The organism is Verrucomicrobiia bacterium, from assembly GCA_036268055.1.
Taxonomy (GTDB): domain Bacteria; phylum Verrucomicrobiota; class Verrucomicrobiia; order Limisphaerales; family Pedosphaeraceae; genus DATAUW01.
In genome coordinates this window covers 73,294-91,884 of sequence record DATAUW010000041.1, presented here as the reverse complement: position 1 = coordinate 91,884, position 18,591 = coordinate 73,294, and the positions used below count along the sequence as shown (strand labels likewise).

Annotated in this window: 15 protein-coding genes; 10 read left to right on the top strand and 5 right to left on the bottom strand. The window is 55.5% G+C overall.

All coding sequences use genetic code 11. The annotated features are described in order from the left end of the window. Positions 1 to 151 precede the first annotated feature (151 nt). Positions 152 to 550, top strand: a complete 399-nt coding sequence (locus VH413_20175; GenBank protein ID HEX3801019.1) for a response regulator — start codon at positions 152 to 154, stop codon at positions 548 to 550. Here VH413_20175 and VH413_20170 read toward each other — a convergent pair. The 5 genes from VH413_20170 to VH413_20150 form a co-directional block, all read right to left on the bottom strand. After that, positions 547 to 1,749 (bottom strand): ATP-binding protein, encoded by a 1,203-nt coding sequence (locus tag VH413_20170; protein ID HEX3801018.1) that lies wholly within the window; start codon positions 1,747 to 1,749, stop codon positions 547 to 549. The genes VH413_20175 and VH413_20170 overlap by 4 nt on opposite strands. Continuing rightward, positions 1,739 to 2,332 (bottom strand): chemotaxis protein CheB, encoded by a 594-nt coding sequence (locus VH413_20165; GenBank protein ID HEX3801017.1) that lies wholly within the window; start codon positions 2,330 to 2,332, stop codon positions 1,739 to 1,741. Before VH413_20165 ends, VH413_20170 begins: the two co-directional genes overlap by 11 nt. Next, the gene (locus VH413_20160; GenBank protein ID HEX3801016.1) at positions 2,332 to 3,168 is read right to left on the bottom strand and encodes a CheR family methyltransferase; all 837 of its coding nucleotides are present in this window, start codon (positions 3,166 to 3,168) and stop codon (positions 2,332 to 2,334) included. The genes VH413_20165 and VH413_20160 overlap by 1 nt, the downstream gene beginning before the upstream one ends. Continuing rightward, on the bottom strand, positions 3,165 to 6,581 hold the full coding sequence (locus VH413_20155) for a response regulator (protein ID HEX3801015.1): 3,417 nt from the start codon (positions 6,579 to 6,581) through the stop codon (positions 3,165 to 3,167). Before VH413_20155 ends, VH413_20160 begins: the two co-directional genes overlap by 4 nt. A 241-nt stretch (positions 6,582 to 6,822) precedes the next feature. Further along, the gene (locus tag VH413_20150) at positions 6,823 to 7,773 is read right to left on the bottom strand and encodes a LysR family transcriptional regulator (protein ID HEX3801014.1); all 951 of its coding nucleotides are present in this window, start codon (positions 7,771 to 7,773) and stop codon (positions 6,823 to 6,825) included. 208 nt (positions 7,774 to 7,981) lie between these two features. Here VH413_20150 and VH413_20145 point away from each other — a divergent pair, with 208 nt between their 5' ends. The 9 genes from VH413_20145 to ureC all read left to right on the top strand — a co-directional run bounded on the left by VH413_20145 (position 7,982) and on the right by ureC (position 18,590). Further along, a complete protein-coding gene (locus VH413_20145; protein HEX3801013.1) occupies positions 7,982 to 9,352 on the top strand; it encodes an outer membrane beta-barrel protein in 1,371 nt (456 codons plus the stop codon). Between the two features lie 48 nt (positions 9,353 to 9,400). Then, positions 9,401 to 10,684 (top strand): transporter substrate-binding protein, encoded by a 1,284-nt coding sequence (locus VH413_20140; GenBank protein HEX3801012.1) that lies wholly within the window; start codon positions 9,401 to 9,403, stop codon positions 10,682 to 10,684. 82 nt (positions 10,685 to 10,766) lie between these two features. Then, a complete protein-coding gene (gene urtB, locus VH413_20135) occupies positions 10,767 to 12,521 on the top strand; it encodes an urea ABC transporter permease subunit UrtB (GenBank protein HEX3801011.1) in 1,755 nt (584 codons plus the stop codon). Between the two features lies 1 nt (position 12,522). Then, positions 12,523 to 13,665 carry an urea ABC transporter permease subunit UrtC gene (urtC, locus tag VH413_20130; GenBank protein HEX3801010.1) on the top strand — a complete coding sequence of 381 codons (1,143 nt, stop codon included), beginning with the start codon at positions 12,523 to 12,525 and terminating at the stop codon, positions 13,663 to 13,665. Positions 13,666 to 13,667: 2 nt separating this feature from the next. Then, the gene (gene urtD / locus VH413_20125; protein HEX3801009.1) at positions 13,668 to 14,432 is read left to right on the top strand and encodes an urea ABC transporter ATP-binding protein UrtD; all 765 of its coding nucleotides are present in this window, start codon (positions 13,668 to 13,670) and stop codon (positions 14,430 to 14,432) included. 20 nt (positions 14,433 to 14,452) lie between these two features. Then, on the top strand, positions 14,453 to 15,148 hold the full coding sequence (gene urtE / locus VH413_20120) for an urea ABC transporter ATP-binding subunit UrtE (protein ID HEX3801008.1): 696 nt from the start codon (positions 14,453 to 14,455) through the stop codon (positions 15,146 to 15,148). Further along, complete coding sequence (locus tag VH413_20115; GenBank protein HEX3801007.1) at positions 15,145 to 16,077, top strand: urease accessory protein UreD; 933 nt, start codon at positions 15,145 to 15,147, stop codon at positions 16,075 to 16,077. Before urtE ends, VH413_20115 begins: the two co-directional genes overlap by 4 nt. 34 nt (positions 16,078 to 16,111) lie before the next feature. Then, positions 16,112 to 16,885: an urease subunit gamma gene (ureA, locus tag VH413_20110; GenBank protein ID HEX3801006.1), complete on the top strand. Its 774-nt coding sequence runs from the start codon at positions 16,112 to 16,114 to the stop codon at positions 16,883 to 16,885. Continuing rightward, the gene (gene ureC, locus VH413_20105; protein HEX3801005.1) at positions 16,875 to 18,590 is read left to right on the top strand and encodes an urease subunit alpha; all 1,716 of its coding nucleotides are present in this window, start codon (positions 16,875 to 16,877) and stop codon (positions 18,588 to 18,590) included. The genes ureA and ureC overlap by 11 nt, the downstream gene beginning before the upstream one ends. Position 18,591 lies beyond the last annotated feature (1 nt).

Sequence of the window (18,591 nt, the reverse complement as noted above, 5' to 3'; positions counted from 1 at the left end):
AATCAGGCGCGCAAATAAAAATCATTTTTGAAGCCGCAAATTCACGGAAAGGCATTACATTTACTTTAGGCAAGTCATGTCCTCAGGGGACTTGCGCTTTCTGAGGGGTTCTGCATCATATCAACATATTGGGACTTAGAGATTTCTGAAAATGGCCAACAAGATCATATTATATGCGGAGGACAATCCGGACGATATGCTCATCCTCAAGATGGCTTTCAAACGCGCCGGGTTCGCGCATGCGCTTCATTGTGTGGATGATGGACAAGAGGCGATCTGCTGGCTGCGCGGTGATAACCGTTATGCCGACCGCAAAAAGTATCCTTTACCCGACCTGCTGATCCTGGATTTGAAGATGCCAAAAAAATCCGGGTTTGATGTATTGGAATGGCTTAAAGAAAAGGACGAGCTTAAGCATTTGCCGGTCGTCGTGCTCAGTTCATCGGACGATGCCCGGGACCTCAAACGAACGGCTGCATTAGGGGTGACGAAATATTTGCAAAAATCCGCTTTATGCGAGGAAGTGATCGGGTTTTTGAAAACGGTTTAATCCGCATTCTTAAGTTCGATCCAAAAACGGCTGCCGACGGATTCCTCGGCTTCCAAACCCACGCGACCACCCATGCGTTCGACCGCTTTTTTCACGATGGCGAGGCCCACGCCCGTGCCGGGATATTCGCTGGTTTTGTGAAGGCGTTGAAAGACTTCAAAAATCTTCTCAAAATATTCCGGGGCGATGCCAATGCCATTGTCCATGATCCAAAGGCGGGTGCATTCGCCGTTCCGTTCGGCGTGGATTTCAATGCGAGGCGTCCCGCCGGGTTTTCTAAATTTGAGCGCGTTGGAAAGCAGGTTGGTGATCGCCAGGCGCAAGGACATTTCGTGGGCACGCACTTTGAAGTCAAACGGCTCTAATGTAAGCTCTGCCTTCGCTTCCTTTATGAAATAGGACATTTCCTCGCATACATCTGAAACGATGCGGTGAAGGTTCTCGCGATTCACCGACATCTCATCGCGGCTCACCCGCGAGTACGCCAGCAGATCATCAATCAAATTTTCCTGGCGCTTGGCGGCGGCCTGGATGCGCATCGTCAAGTCGCGGCCGGTATCGCCCAGCGCGTCGCCATATTCTTCAAGCAGAATTTGCGCGAAACCGTTTTGCGCGCGCATGGGGCCGCGCAAATCGTGGGCGATGGTATAGCAGAATGCTTCCAGGTGCTTGTTCGTTTCTTCGAGTGAAGCGGTGCGTTCGCGCACGCGGCGGTCCAGGTTTTCCGCATGGATTTGCAATTCCCGCTGGGCCTCGCTCAGCGAAGAAATCAGGCGCGCTTTTTCCTCCGCGACGGCCTGCAATTCCTGGTGCTGGCGCGCGAGTTCAAAAAAGACGTTGGCCTTGCTTTGAAGCACGTGCGCCTCGATGGGTTTCGTCAGGAAATCCACCGCGCCCGCATCGTAACCGCGAAACCGCCGTTCCTGGTCCGTCGCGCCGGCGGTCAGAAAAATGATGGGAACGCGGCGGGTGCGTTCCGTGCCGCGCATCAATTCGGCGAGTTCAAAACCATTCATCTCCGGCATCTGCACATCCACGAAGGCGAGCGCGATGTCATGGATCAACAACAATTCCAGCGCCGCCTTGCCCGAACTCGCCATGAGCAGTTCCAGGTGGTCGCGCTTCAGCAAGCCGCCCAGCGCCAGCAGGTTGGCCTCCAGATCGTCAACGAGTAAAAATTTTACGGTTTTATTGGCCATCAGTTTTTCCATCGTTGGGCAGCCGCGCGAGCAGCGCGCCTATGTCTGCTGATGTAAGTGTGAGCGCGCCCGGACAGGATTCGAGTGCGGATTCGGGCATGTGGCTGGATTCGGCAGTTTTAGGGTCCTGCACGATCGCGAGCCCGCCGGCTTTAGAAATAGCGTGCAAACCTTTAGCGCCATCATTGCTTGCACCCGTTAAAATAATACCCACTAGCCCAGTACCATAGGCATCTTCCGCCGACTCGAAAAGCACATTGATGGAAGGCCGGGAAAAAAGTTCGGGTTCATCACTCGAGAGCGACAGCAGGCCGGTGGTCTCCACAAGCAAATGATAATCCGGCGGCGCAAAATAAACCACACCAGGACGAATAGTTTCTTTGTCCTCGGCCTCCTTCACCTGGACACGGCATTTGGACGCGAACAATTCCGGCAGCAGGCTTTTCATGTCCGGCGGAATATGGACGACGACAAAAGTGGGCAGGGGATAGTTCGCGGGCAGTTGCGGCAGAATCTCACTCAACGCGCCGATGCCCCCCGCGGAGGCGCCGATCACGATGGCTTCACGCTTCACGCCGGACATCACTTGCTTTCCTCCTTCTGATAAATGCGTTCATTTCGTGCAAAATCGGAAAAATCCGCCGTATGAGAAGAAAAACGCAGGCTCTCGCGCGAACCCAATCCTAAAAAACCCTTGCGCACGAGTGAATCTTTAAAAAGCCCCAGCGCGCGGTTTTGCAAGTCGCGATTGAAATAAATCAATACGTTCCGGCAGGAGATAAGTTGCGCTTCGGCGAACACGGCGTCCGAAACGAGGCTGTGGTCCGAGAACACGGCCCGCTCGCGCAAACTCTTGTCGAACCTCGCCGCGCCGTAAGCCGCAGTGTAATAGTTGGACAAGGAGACTTTGCTGCCGGACTCATGATGGTTTTTTGTGAAGAGGGCGATGCGATCCAGTTCATACACGCCCGCCTTGGCTTTTTCCAGCGAATGCGTATTGATGTCCGTGGCATAAAATATCGTGCGATTCTCCAATCCTTCTTCACGAAAAAGGATCACCATCGAATATAATTCTTCGCCGGTGCAGCAGCCGGCCACCCACACTTTTAATGACGGATAGGTTTTCAAATGCGGCAGGACGTTCCGCCGCAAACAAAGAAAATAGGAAGGGTCGCGAAACATCTCACTCACCTGCACGGTTAAAAAACCGATCAGGTAGGGCAGCAGGGAATCGTCGTGCAACACCCGGTCCTGAAGCTGCGAAAAACTTTTGCACTCGAGCCGGTCCAGGGCTTGCGCCAGCCGCCGCTTGAGTGACGCTGTCGAATAACCACGGAAGTCGTAGTGGTATTTCTGAAAGATTGCCTCCAGCAAAAGACGCAACTCAATCTCTTCAGTTTCGACGGCGGAGGTTTTCATCTCGGCATCCAGACTCGAATCAGCGAGAGGAGTTTGTCCACGTCGAGCGGCTTGGCGAGATAATCGTTTGCACCGGCCTGGATGCATTGCTCCTGGTCGTTTTTCATCGCCTTGGCGGTCAGGGCGATGATGGGTAGCCGCTGCCACTCGGAATTTTTTCGGATCGCGCGCATGGCGTCGAGCCCGTTCATCTCCGGCATCATGATGTCCATGAGCACGAGATCCACGCGTTTCGAAGGATCTTTGCCGGCCGCTTCCAATTCGCGCAACGCCTCGCGGCCGTTTCGCGCGATGCGCGTCCTCACGCCCTTGGGCTCGAGCAAGGAAGTGAGCGCGAAAATATTTCGCACGTCATCCTCGGCGATGAGGATGCATTTATCCTCAAAGGCGGCATCGCGATGGCGAGCTTTTTCCAGCATCTGCTGTTTTTCCGCCGGCAGGCTGGAGACGATCTGGTGAAGGAAGAGCGTGACTTCATCCAGCAACCGCTCGGGAGATTTGGCGCCTTTGATGATGATGGATTTGGAATATTTTCTCAGCCGCTGTTCTTCGTCGGCGCTCAAATCGCGCCCGGTATAAATGATCACCGGCGGAAAAGAATAAGCCTCCTCCGCGCTCAACGTCTCAAGGAGCGAAAAACCCGACGCGTCCGGCAAACTCAAATCGAGCACCATGCAATCGAAGGTGGACGACTTCAAATTTTCGAGGCATTCCGCCGCCGTGCGCACGCCGACGGTTTCGACATCGCGCGAACCGAGGAGGCGTTTCAAGCTGTCGAGTTGCACCTTGTCATCCTCGACGACCAGCACCCGGCGCAACCGCTGGGTGAGGCGAAATTCCAATTTATGAAACGCCTCGACCAGTTGCTCGCGTTTGACGGGCTTGAGCATGTAGCCGACCGCGCCCATGGCGAGCGCCGGTTCCGAATAATCATTTCCCGAAACGACATGCACTGGAATGTGCCGTGTGCGCGAATCTCCCTTAAGCCGTTCCAAAACGAACATGCCGGAATTATCCGGCAAGCCGATGTCGAGGATGATGGCGCTCGGCTGGAATTGCCGCGCGAGCACCAGGGATTCCTCGGCGCTTTGCGCGATGAGGACTTGAAAATCCAGTTCGTGCGCCAGGTCGGCGAGGATTCCGGCGAATAAAGCATCGTCTTCGACGAGCAGGATCATCCGGGAATCCGCGGTCAATCGTTCGCGGTCATCCGGCACGCGCGGCACATGTTTCAATGCGGGCTGCGGCGCCGATGGAGGCGAGGCGGGCGCGGCCTCATGTCTGAGCGGATTGATGTCCTGGGCGGACTTTGGCGTGAGAAATTTTGCGGGTTTATAAACCTCGGGCAGCACGACGATGAACACGCTCCCGCGCCCGAGTTCGCTGGTGACCGTGATGGTCCCGCCCATCAACCGGACCAGTTCACGCGAGATCGAGAGTCCCAGGCCGGTGCCGCCGTACTTGCGGTCGGTCGCCGGATCCGCCTGGCGGAAGGGCTCAAAAATAATTTTCTGATGCTGCTCGGCGATTCCGATGCCCGTGTCCTGCACCGCAAACGCGATGCCGCCCGGCTTGCGGCTGATGTTAAGGCTCACTTCGCCTTTCTCAGTAAATTTGATGGCGTTGGATAAAAGATTTTTGAGGACTTGCTCAAGCCGCTTGCGGTCGGTTTCGAGCGTCTGCGGCGCGTCCGGCGCGAGCGTCATGCGCAATTTCAAACCCTTGCCTTCGGCGACCGGGTCAAATAATCCATTCAAGCTTTCGACGAGGCTGGGCAGCAGAAATGCCTCCGGCTTCAAATCGAGTCGCCCCGCCTCGACCTTGGCGAGGTCCAGGATGTCATTGATGAGCGTCAGCAGGTCGTTGCCCGCGGACTGGATCGTCTGCGCATATTTGATCTGTTCGGCGGACAGATTTCCCTCGCGATTATCGGCGAGGAGTTTGGCGAGGATGAGCGAGGAATTGAGCGGCGTGCGCAATTCATGGGACATATTGGCGAGGAAATCCGATTTGTAACGGCTCGCCTGCTCGACCACGGCGGCTTGATTTTCAAGTTCGATTTTCGCGCGAGACAGATCGTCCTTCTGTCCTTCAAGAATTTGTGTTTGCTCCTCCAATTGTGAATTGGATTGCTCGAGTTCGGCTTGTTGCTGTTCAAGCCGCACTTGGGATTCCTTTAAAGCGCGGCCCTGCTCGGCAAGTTCCTCATTGGACACGCGAAGTTCCTCGCTCTGAGACTGAAGTTCTTCGGATTGGCGCTGCGTCTCTTCCAATAATTCCTGCAAGCGGGTGCGATATTGCGCCGAGCGTAGCGCCACACTTGTGGGCTCGCTGATATCGTCGAGAAACTCCAGCGCCGCGCCGGGAACCGAATCGAGAAAGCCCAGTTCGACCACCGCATTGACGGATTCCTCCACGCGAATCGGCGCGATGATGATCTGGCGCGGCGCGCTCTTTCCCAACGCTGACCCGACGTTGATGTATCCTTCGGGAAGCGCCCGCACGACGAACGACCGCTTGTCCCGCACGGCTTGTCCCGGCAAACCTTCTCCGGGTGAAAATTTTTCCGGGACTTTCTGCGGGTCAGGCAAAGCGTAAACCGCCGAACGCCGAAAAGCCCCGCCGTCATCCACATAAAGCACACCCGACTGCGCGCCCAAATACTCCGCCAAAAACGTCAGCGCCTTCGCCGTCAAATCGTGGAGTTGCGGATCGCCGGATAATTTCTCACCTAATTGCATCCGGCCAAATTGCAGCCATTCCTGGCGCCGGATGGTTTGAAAAGCCCAGGTCAGAAACGCGAGGTTGACGATGGTCACGATGAAAAAAGTCGCCGAACGCCAGAAGCTGATGCGGTCGGCCTCCTGGGTGGCCTCATTATAATTTTCCCGCGCGGTCTTAAGCAACGCCTGAATGTTCATCCGGATTTGGTCCATCGTTATTTTGCCGTGATCGCTCCGCACGACCAACAATGCCTGCGCCAGATCTTTTTCATTTCGCAAGCGAATGGTCTCTGCCAGTTCGTTGATTTTTTCCTGGACCAAACCAGCGGTTCGCGCCACATCCTCCCGGGATAATTGTCCGGCGGAAACCAGATTTTCCAGCGCGACGGAATCGGTTTTCAGTTTTTGCAGCGCATCGGTGTACGGCTGCAAATAACTTTCCTCGCCCGTGAGCAAATAACCGCGCTGGCCGGTTTCGGCATCCTTGACCGTGGACAACCATTCCTGTAATTCGCTGACCGCCTCAAGTTGGCTGTTCATCCGGTCCTGGGCCAGGATCGCGATATGCCCAGCCCGGAAAACCACGACCATGCTGAGCACCAGCAGCGTCGCGGCGATCGTGAAGATGACGATCAACAGACGGCTTTTCGATTTTGTGTGGCCAGGTTCTCCCGGGGAGCCTTGTTTCATATCAATGTATTATTAACTGAACCGCGCCGGGCGCAAATCTTTCTTTGGCAAAAGACCGATCCGCAGACCAGCGGACGCGCTTGACTGCGACGCATTTGCGTCTTGGCGGGTTTAGACAATATTCCAGCCCTGCAAGCGGAGTCAATCCCATCGAAGGGACCGCAAAGGTTTAACGCAAGCCAGATGAAAGTCGGCGAAAGAATAAGCTGAAAAAATTTGCTGCTGGTTTACGGAATACCGCTCAGGCCTGCATGGTTGGAAACGTAGTGGATTTAAGTTTTATTTTCGCGGCGGTTTCCATCAGAACCGTTCGGCAAATATGGACGAAGCCGGACTCGCTATGAGTCAGTGCGCGCTCGGTCCAACGGGTGAATCCCCAGGTTTGTTCAAATGACCGGCGGCCCAATGGGAGCGCCACCAATATTCCGTCCCGTAATTCGCACTCGATTGCCCACGTCGGGAGGATGCTGATCGCGCGGGTTTGGCGCACGAAATCCTTGATTGAATCCAGACTGTCCATCTCCGCCACGGTGTTGAGTTGGAAACCCGATTTTTCCAGGTAGTCCGCCAGCATTTTTTGGGAGCGCGCGAGGTTGCGATGAAGGATGAACGGCGCTTTGGGAAATTCTGAAAGCGTCACGGATTTTTTGACCGCCCAGGGATGTTGTGGGCCCATGACCACGTGAAACGTGTCGGAGAACAGCGGGCAAAATTCAAAGCGCCCATCCACCGGCGGCTTTTCGGCAAATACCAGGTCGGTGCGGTTCGCCGTGAGAAAAGCATAAGCATCACAACGGTTGTGCAATTCCACGCTGACCATGACGTTGGGAAATTTGTGATGAAATTCCACGAGCACATCGTTGAGAAAATAACCTGCCAGCGGTGCTTCGGCGGAGATGCGCAAACGGCGCGAGCCCCATTTGTTGAGCGCGTTGAGATTTGTTTTCGCGCGGCGCATTTCCTCCAAAACCTGCTGTGCATGTTGAAGTAGCGCCTCGCCGGCGTCCGTGAGCATGACCTTTTTATTCAGGTTGTTCAAAAGGCGACACCCCACCGTGCTCTCCAGTGCGCGCATCGCGTGGCTGATGGCTGAGTGCGTGACAAAAAGACGGCGGGCGGTCTCGGTATAACTGCCGGTTTCCGCGAGGACGACAAACGCTCTTAGCTGCCTGCTATCTAGTGGTTCATCCATGTGTGAATGCGATTCAAGGCGGTCGTTAAAATATTTCACGGAACAATTCGCCCAATCGGTATCTGAGTTGCTTTTTCCGAAAACAACTTGATCAACCAGAGGCCAAACGCCGTGGTGACCCAATACAAGCAACTGTCAAGCCAAGCTCACCGATTGTGAACTGGCTCGAACAATGCAACGACAGGACAACCTAACAACTGACTACGCGATGAAAAAACAACCTAGACTTGGCAAGCAGTTAAAGACGGCCGGTGTGTGCATGGGGATGGTCGTCAGCAGCGCGATCGCGCTGCATGCGGATCCGATGGCCGCCGACCCTTCGGCCACCGATCCCCAGTCAATGCAAAAACTGACGCAGGAAAACAAAGACCTCAAGGCGCGCCTGGATGCGCTCGAAACGGCCGCGGAAAAAGAAGGCTGGATGCCCAGCAACAAGGGCGGTAATTCGTCCGTTGCAGCGCTGTCGGACATCACCCTCAGCGGCTTCATCACCACGTCGTACTTTCATGACAGCAGCGAACCGGCGGGCCATGTTTCGCCCGGTTATCTGTGGAACCGCGTCAACGACAACTTTTCGTTGAACAAAATCAAAGTGACGCTCGCCAGCAAACCGGTTGAGCGCAGCGGCGATAAGTTCGACGCCGCGTTTCGCGTGTCGCTCATCTACGGCCAGGACGCGCCCGTCGTCAATTCCGGTTTCAACGGCAATCATTCAACCGTCACGACCACTCCGGGGGGCGCGACTGGAACGTATAACAATGATTCTGGTTTCAATGCCGTTCGCGAAGCCTATGTTGAGTTGAACATTCCCATCGGCACCGGCGTGAATTTCCGGGCGGGTGAAATGATCTCGCTGCTCAATTATGAGTCGGGGGATGGCGGCGCGGCGAATGCGAACTTTTCGCAGGGTTACCAATGGTTCTTCACCGGCAATGGTCCCGCGGAAGGCATTCAACTCGGCTATACCCTGACGGATTGGGCCGATGTGAAGTTGCGCGTGCAAAACGGCACTTATGCCGGACCTATTGACAATAACTCTTCCAAGAGTTTCATCGCCGCGCTCGACCTCAAGCCCTTGAAAAATCTTTGGGTCAATGGCTTGGTATTCGGCGGTCGTGAGGATGCGGGCTTTACCGAAAATCTCATCGGCGCGGAAATCCTCGCCGGATGGAATCCAACGCCGCAGTGGACCTTCGGCACGGAACTCGACTGGTTCAACTTCTATAATCCGCATCTTGCAGCTCCTCCCGCGGCGTATGCTGCCGGGCACTCGGATGTTTATTCCGCCGGGCTTTGGACGGATTACGCGTTCACCAAGCAATTCGACCTCGCCTTGCGCGCGGAATATCTCGCGGATCATGACGGTGTGGATGCCTCCGGCGGCGCGCTCGGGTTCATGAACCCGGTCGGCGTTGGCCAGGACCTTTCCAGTGTCGCGGTCACGCTCAACTACACTCCGGTTCCCGCCATCAAGTTCCAGCCGGAAATCCGCTACGACCATACCTCGTATTCGGGAGGCTTCGTGCCGGGCAAACAAAACCGGGTCATCTTCGGCGCCGGCCTTTCTTATCTGTTCTAAACCCAACATTGAAAACCTGAATCTGAAATCAACGTCATTTGAAATCCTATGAAAAAGCAATTCTTTAGTCTGGTAACGGGGGCGGCGTGTTTATTCGCAGCCACGGTCGGTCAAGCCGCAGATACCATCAAGGTCGGCATTCTCCATTCATTGAGCGGCACGATGGCCATCAGCGAAACGTCGTTGCGCGATGTGTTGTTGTTCGCGTTTGATGAAATCAACAAGGAAGGCGGCATCAAGATCGGCGACAAGATGTACACTATCGAGCCGGTCATCGTGGACGGCGCCTCGAACTGGCCGCTGTTCGCTGAAAAAGCCAAGCAGTTGCTCGAAGAAGACAAGGTCGCGGTGGTTTTCGGCTGCTGGACTTCGGTCAGCCGCAAATCCGTGCTGCCGGTCTTTGAGAAGGACAATGGCTTGCTCTTCTATCCGGTGCAGTATGAAGGTGAAGAGCTTTCCAAGAATATTTTCTACACTGCTGAAGCGGTGAATCAACAAGCCACCCCGGCGGTTGACTATCTGCTTGCGCAGGGCAAGAAGAGATTCTACCTGATCGGCACCGACTACGTGTATCCGCAAACCACGAACCTCATCCTCTACAAATATCTGTTGCTGCACGGCATCAAGATCGAGGACATCGGCGGCGGTTTGCGCAAGGATGATTCCGGCAAGGTCATCTCTGCTGGCAAATACACCCCATTCGGCCACACCGACTATCAGCAGATCGTGGCCGACATCAAGCAATTCGCCGCCGGTGGTGACGCCTGCGTGATCAACACCATCAACGGTGATTCCAACGTGCCTTTCTTCAAGGAAATTGCCGCCGCTGGTTTGACGCCTTCGGATTGCCCGGTGGTCTCCTTCAGCTTGGCGGAAGACGAACTCCGCGCGCTGCCGACCAAAGACCTGGTCGGTGAACTCGGTTGCTGGACTTACTTCATGTCCCTCCCTACGCCGGAGAACAAAAAGTTCCTGGGCAACTGGAAAGACTGGCTCTCGACTGAATCCCATGCCGGTGTCGTAAAAGAAAACCGCCCGGTGGACAGTCCGATGGTGCTTTCCTATGACGGCGTTTATCTCTGGAAGGCCGCGGTCGAAAAGGCCGGCACGGCTGACGTGGACAAAGTTCGCGAAGTGCTGGAATCCGGTGCGATCTCCTTCGGTGGCCCGGGCGGCACGGTCACGATGCAAGCCAACCATCACGCCACCAAGAATGTTTACATTGGTGAAACCAAGGCCAACGGCCAGTTCAAGATTCTCAAATCATTTGACGGAGTTACCGGTGAACCGTTCCTGCTGAAAGGCCTGGACGAAAAGCTAGCCGCGAAATGATGGCCGTGTTGATCTTGTTTCCGAGTTAGTTAGTTCAAGGAGGAACGAAGTTGTCCATCTTCGTTCCTCCTTTTTCACAAATATGAATTCAACTTTTCGCCTTGGATTGATGGTTTGGATCGCGCTATTGCTCTCCGGCACAGGGATGGCGCGTGCCGCGGAGAGCGCCACGGAACTTGAAGCCAGGAAAAAGCTCGCCGAGGTGATCGTCGCGAAACCGGAAGACCAGCCAAAGCTGTTGAGCGAACTGGTGGATACCGGCTCGAAGACGGCGCACGATGTTCTCACGGCGTGGACGCGCGATGGAATATATATGTATGGCGCGCCGGGCGGCGCAAAGGTGCCGGTGCAGTTGGAGGACCAACAGGACGCCCAGGGCAAGGCGCGCGCCATTCGCGTGGATGACGGCCAGATTTTGAAGGATGATAAGGGAGTGGAGTTGCATTTTGGTTCCGGCGATCTTGAAGCCGCCGAGACGGACATGGCTTTGCGCAAAGTGATTCAACGCACCCTCGATTCGCTCGCGCTTGCCGACAAAGATCCCGAAGTCCGCCACTCGGCGGTGAGCAAACTCGGCAACTCACAGAAGCTGCAATACCTCCCGATTTTGCAGGCAAGACTGACCAGGGAGACGAATGCGGAAGTGCGCCGGGCCATTGAAGAGGCTATTGCCATGCTCCAGTTGGGGGATACAAACACAGACGTGAAGATTTCTGCGGTGAATCATCTGGCGGAACTTCAGTCAATCGGTTCAGTGGAAAATCTACAGAAGTTTGCCGAGAAGGATACGACTCCGCCCGCAGCGAAGCTGGCGGCAACCAAGGCGATTGGTTCCATCAAGAACCACATTGGCTGGGTCAATTTCTTCGGCACCATTTTTCATGGGATCAGTCTGGGTTCGATTTTGCTGGTGGTCGCGCTGGGTTTGGCGATCACGTTCGGTTTGATGGGCATCATTAATATGGCGCACGGCGAGATGATCGCGGTCGGCGCGTACACTTGTTACGTGGTGCAAAATCTTTTTGGCGCGGGATTTGGTTTCACGATTGTGCTGCCGTTCAATTTTGCCGGGAAGGCCATCCAATTTGGAATGCACTTGCCGGGACTCAATACCACCGGCGCGACGTATGAAAGTTATTTCCTGGTGGCGCTGCCTTTGAGTTTCATCATGGCGGCGCTGGCGGGCTTGCTGGTGGAACGGGCGGTGATTCAATTTCTTTACCGGCGTCCGCTGGAATCATTGCTGGCGACGTGGGGAGTTTCGCTGGTGATGCAGCAATGTTTCCGCATGGTTTTTGGCGCGAACAATGTGCAGGTAAATTCGCCGTCGTGGTTGCTCGGCCATTTTACGGTGGATGACGTGAGCTTCGGTTACAATCGCGTGTTCGTCATCGGCTTCGCAGTCCTGATCGTTATCGGAACCTGGCTGCTGCTGACAAAAACGCCGCTGGGTCTTTTGATTCGCGCGGTGATGCAGAATCGCAACATGGCCGCGTGCCTCGGAGTGCGGACGCGTCGCATCAATATGCTGACCTTTGCTTTTGGATCGGGATTGGCCGGGCTGGCGGGCGCGTTCCTTTCACAAATCGGCAATGTCGGACCGAGCATGGGGCAGGACCATATCGTCAATGCGTTCATGACGGTGGTCGTCGGCGGTGTGGGAAGCATCATCGGCACGGTATGTGCCGCGCTGGGCATCGGCACGTCCGACCAGGTGTTGCAACAACTGACCGGCTCGCCCGTGAGTGGGAAGATTGTGGTGCTTATCACCATCATCTTGTTCCTGCAATGGAAGCCCGGCGGATTGTTCTCAATTCGCAGCCGCAGTCTGGATTAAAATGGAAACATCGAAATATCAAAAGTGGGGTGTCGCCATCGCGGCGATTTATATTCTGGCGATCTTGCCATCCCTCAATGCGTTCGTGCCCGCGAGCAGCTTCCTGCACGTCTCCGATTTTTCGATCACTGTCTATGGCAAATATCTTTGCTACGCGATTTTGGCGATCAGCGTGGATTTGCTTTGGGGTTACACGGGTTTGTTATGTCTCGGCCAGGCGCTCTTTTTCACGCTCGGCGGTTACATGATGGGGATGTATCTGATGCGCATGATTGGCGACCTTGGCCAGTATCACAAACCCATTCCTGACTTTCTCGTGTTCCTGGGCTGGAGCAATCTGCCGGTCTTCTGGAAGCCTTTTTCGAGTTTCCCATTTGCCGTGCTGATGGCACTGGTTTTGCCGGGCGTACTGGCGTTGGTATTTGGCTTTCTCGCCTTTCGCTCGCGCATTCGCGGGGTCTATTTTTCGATTCTCACCCAGGCGCTGACCTATGCCGCCTGTTTGCTATTTTTTCGCAACAGTCTTTTGCTCGGCGGCAACAATGGCTTCACCGATTTCAAATTCATGCTGGGATATGATTTGCGCCTGGCTTCCACGCAACGGATTTTGTATTTCGCATCGGGCGTGACACTTTTGCTGGTCTATTGGTTTTGCAAATGGCTGAGCCGGACAAAATTTGGACTGGTACAGCAAGCGATTCGCGATAGTGAAAATCGCGTGCTGTTCAGTGGCTATGCCGCGGGAAATTACAAGCTGTTCGTGTTTGTCGTGAGCGCTTTGATCGCGGCAATCGGCGGGATGCTTTATGTGCCGCAAGTGGGAATCATCAACCCCAGCGAAATGGGCGTGGACAAATCCATCGAGGCGGTGATCTGGGTTTCGATCGGCGGCCGCGGCACATTGATCGGGCCGGTCATCGGCGCGGTGGTGGTGAATGTCATCAAAAGTTGGGCGACCCGCGCCTACCCGGATTTGTGGCTCTTGATCCTTGGCGGTTTGTTCATTGTGGTGACGATTTTCATGCCCGCCGGAATCGTGGGGCTTCCCGCGCAAATCCGCCAGATGCGTCAGCGCCGGGCAAAAGCCCGCGACAACGCGGCTGCCGAACTCGCGGAGAAAAGCCAACTCCTGGGAACCAAATAAGCATGTCCAAGAAATTTATTCTCATGCTCGAAGGGGTGAATAAATCCTTCGACGGTTTCAAGGCGATCAACGATCTGAATTTTTACATGGATGATGGCGAGTTGCGCATCATCATCGGCCCCAATGGCGCGGGCAAAAGTTCGATGATGGACCTCATCACCGGACGCACGCGCCCTGACAGCGGAAAAATCGAATTTGGCAAGAGCACGGACCTCACCCGGCTCAACGAATATCAAATCAACCGCCTTGGCATCGGCAGAAAATTTCAAACGCCCTCCGTGTATGTCCATCACACCGTATTTGAAAATTTGCTGTTGTCGCTGAAAGGGCCGCGCGGGGTTTTTGCCGCGTTGTTTCATCGCATCAGTGAGGACGAGCGCGCGCGCATCCATGAGGTTTTAAAGACGGTTGGCCTGGCCCAGCGCGCCGATTGGAAAGCGGGATTGTTAAGCCACGGGCAAAAGCAATGGCTGGAGATCGGCATGTTGATTGCGCAAGATCCGAAACTTTTGCTGGTGGATGAACCCGCCGCCGGTATGACCGACGAGGAAACGCACAAAACCGCCGAGTTATTGCTCGGGCTCGAAGGCAAGCACAGCGTCGTGGTCATCGAACACGACATGACTTTCGTGCGGCAACTGGGAAGGAAGGTCACGGTGTTGCACCAGGGCCATGTGTTGTGCGAAGGCAGCGTGGATGAAGTGCAAAACAACGAACGCGTCCTCGATGTTTATTTGGGCCGCAAGCACGAGAAGAAACATTTATGACCACGCCGGAACCACCGCCGTTGCTGGCGATCTCGAATCTCAACGCGGCGTACGACGGCTCGCAAATCTTGCGCGATGTGAACATGACCCTTCCCGACGGGCAGTTAGTGGCGTTCATGGGACGCAACGGTGTCGGGAAAACGACCACGCTGAAATGCATCGTTGGCTTGGTCAAACCCGTCAGCGGCGACATCCGCATCTGCGGAGAATCACTGAGCGGATTGCCGTCAGAAGAACGTGCGCGCAAGGGCATCGGATACGTGCCGCAGGGACGCGATATTTTTCCAAATTTGACAGTGTGGGAAAATTTAAAGATCAGCCTTGTCGTGCATGGCACGCAGGCGAACGGCCAGTTGGAACGCGTGCTGGAACTTTTTCCCGTGCTCAAGGAAATGCTGGGACGCAAAGGCGGAGTGCTCAGCGGCGGCCAACAACAGCAACTGGCGATCGCGCGCGCATTGTTGACGGACCCCAAAGTTCTGATTCTGGACGAGCCGACGGAAGGTATTCAGCCGAACATCATTGACCTGATCGGCGAGACGCTGGTGAAAATCAAAAAGACGGACAAGATCAGTATTTTATTGGTCGAACAATATCTCGATTTTTGCCTCGAAATTGCCGACCGGTTTTACGTGATGGATCGCGGAGCGGTGGTCGCGGGCGGGCCGATTGCGGATTTGAACGAAGGGATCGTGAAGAAATACTTGACGGTATGATAGTCGTCGCGAAACCTGTCCCGCGTGTTTCCTCTTTGCATGAACTATTTCGCAACCCGCCTGGCGAGGCTGGCGTTTTGAATGGCGTGACCGAAAACGGCTGCGCATCGCCAGTGGAAAAGGGATTTGGCCATCTCGAGGTTCAAATGGTTTCGGGTATGAGCACGGCGACTTCAGTTTGCGCGTCGAGCCCGTTGAAAATTCTCGTTCCCAGACCGCGCGGCGAAAGTGTGTGGGCCTATCTGAGCAGTTTCGGCGGCGGCATGGTCGCCGGTGACGAGACTAAACTGACGGTGAAACTCGGCGCGGGAACACGCTGCTTCCTGAGCACGCAGGCTTCGACAAAAGTTTATCGCAATCCAAAAAATCGCCCGTGCGGTCATGAACTTCGCGCAGACCTCGCGGAAGATTCCCTGTTAGTGCTGGCGCCGGATGCGGTGCAGGCGTTCGCCGATTCTGATTATGTCCAACGCCAGGGATTTCAACTCGCGCGCGGGAGCGGATTGGTATTGGTGGATTGGCTTGGCTCGGGGCGCGCGGCTTGTGGTGAACGCTGGGTATTCAATCGTTTTCAAAGTCGCAATGAAATTTTCGTCGGCGGCGAGCGCGTTTTTTTGGATGCGTTGTCGCTCGATGCCGAACCAGGGCCGCTGGGTGGTGCACATCGGATGGGGCGGATGAATTGTATCGCGACGATTGTCATTCTTGGCGAAGTGTTGAATACGGTTGCGGCTCAAGTCCTGGAGCGCATCGCTGTGCGGCCCATTGAGCGCCGCGCGTCGCTTCTGTGCAGCGCGAGTGCTATCAAAGGCGGCGTGGTGCTTCGTTTGGCGGGCGAAGCAGTGGAACAAGTCCGGCGGGAGATTCACCAACAGCTTGATTTTCTTCGTGACGTTTTGCACGATGATCCCTGGGCGCGAAAATGGTGAGCGCTGAAACCGGAGACCCAATTCATTTACCACAATGCATCTGTCGCCTCGAGAAATTGACAAGCTGCTGCTTCACAACGCGGGCTTCCTCGCCCAGAAACGGCTTGCGCGCGGCGTGCGGCTCAACTACCCCGAAGCCGTCGCGTTGATCGCGACGCAGCTTCTCGAATTCATTCGCGATGGCCGCAGCGTGGCGGAACTCATGGACCTGGGCCGAAAATTTCTAGGCCGTCGTCAGGTGATGTCCGGCGTGCCTGCGATGATTGGCGAAGTGCAGGTGGAGGGAACATTTCCCGACGGGACAAAACTGGTAACGGTGCATCATCCTATCGCTGCGGAGCATGGAGATTTGAAATTGGCGTTGTATGGAAGTTTTCTGCCGGTGCCGGATATTTCAACTTTCAAGGCGGATGCGGTCACAGATTTCGAGCCGGGCGCGATGACGCCGCAACCAGGGGAACTCGAACTGAACGCGGGCCGCGTGAGCATCACTTTGTCCGTCACCAATCTTGGTGACCGTCCGGTGCAAGTCGGAAGCCATTATCATTTTATCGAGACGAACGCGCAGCTTCGCTTTGATCGCGCAAAAGCTTACGGTCGCCGGTTGGACGTTCCTGCAGGAACGGCGGTGCGTTTTGAACCGGGCGAAACCAAAACCGTTAATTTGGTTGAGATTGCGGGCAATCGGGTGATTCGTGGCGGCAACAATCTTGGCAATGGCAAAGTCTCGGCGGAAAATTTGCCGGCGGTCATGGCGCGGGTAAAAGACGGCGGCTTCGCGCATCAGGAGGAAAATCATGGCTCATAAAATGCAACGCTCGCATTACGCGGAGATGTTCGGGCCGACGACCGGTGACCGGTTGAAGCTCGGCGATACTTCATTGCAACTGGAGGTGGAAAAGGATTTCACCGTTTACGGCGACGAATGCAAATTCGGTGGTGGAAAGGTTTTGCGCGAAGGCATGGGGCAGGCGGCGGGTGTGGGACAGGCCGATGCGTTGGATTGCGTGATAACGTGCGCGATCGTGGTGGACCATACGGGAATTTACAAGGCGGACATCGGCATCAAGGACGGTTTGATCAAGGGCATCGGCAAGGCGGGCAACCCGGATGTCATGGCTGGAGTGACACCGGGAATGATCTTTGGCGTCACGACCGAAGTGATCGCGGGGGAGGGGATGATTTTGACCGCGGGAGGATTGGACACGCATATCCATTATATATGTCCGCAACAAGCGTTCGAGGCGATCGCGGCGGGATTGACCACAATGGTGGGCGGCGGCACCGGACCCGCGACGGGAACCTGCGCGACGACTTGCACGCCGGGCGCAGGTTATTTGCGAATGATGTTGCAGGCGACCGATCAACTGCCGCTGAATTTTGGTTTTACCGGCAAAGGTAACACGGCAATGCCCGAAGGTCTCGCGGAACAAATCCTCGGCGGCGCGATTGGACTCAAGTTGCACGAAGACTGGGGGACGACGCCCGCCGCGATTGATTGTTGCTTGCGCATCGCGGACGAACACGATGTGCAGGTCACGATTCACACCGACACGCTTAACGAATCGGGATTCGTCGGCGCGACCATCGCCGCGATCAAAGGCCGCACGATTCACACGTATCATTCCGAGGGCGCGGGCGGCGGGCACGCACCGGACATCATCCGCATTTGCGGCGAGCCGAATGTCTTGCCGAGTTCGACGAATCCAACGCGGCCGTACACCGTTAACACCATTGACGAGCATCTCGATATGTTGATGGTGTGCCATCATCTTGATCCCGGATTGCCGGAGGACGTGGCGTTTGCGGAAAGCCGCATCCGTGGCGAAACCATCGCGGCGGAAGACATCCTGCACGATTTGGGCGCCATTAGCATGATGAGTTCGGATTCGCAGGCGATGGGCCGCATCGGGGAAGTCATCACGCGGACGTGGCAAACCGCGGACAAGATGAAACAACAACGCGGCGCGCTGCCTGGCGAAAAAGGCGCGAATGATAATATGCGCATCAAACGCTATATTTCCAAATACACAATTAATCCCGCAATCGCGCACGGGATGAGTCATTTGATCGGATCGGTTGAGGTTGGCAAATTGGCGGATTTGGTTTTGTGGAAGCCGGCGTTTTTTGGCGCGAAGCCGGAAATGGTCATCAAAGGCGGTGTTATCGCGTGGTCGCAGATGGGCGATCCCAACGCTTCCATTCCCACACCGCAACCGGTTTTTATGCGGCCGATGTTCGGCGCATTTGGCCGCGCGCCGGGGCCGATTTCGGTGAGCTTTGTCAGCGCATTGAGCAAAGAGCGCGGAGTTGTTTCAACTTACGGTCTGACGAAACGCCTTGAGGCCGTGCGCGGCTGTCGCAACCTCGGCAAGTCCCACATGAGATGGAATGACGCCACGCCGCGCATCACGGTTGATCCGGAAACCTACGCCGTGACTGCGGATGGCGAATCGCTCGTTTGCGAACCGGCAAAAATCCTGCCGCTCGCGCAACGCTATCATCTTTTTTAAG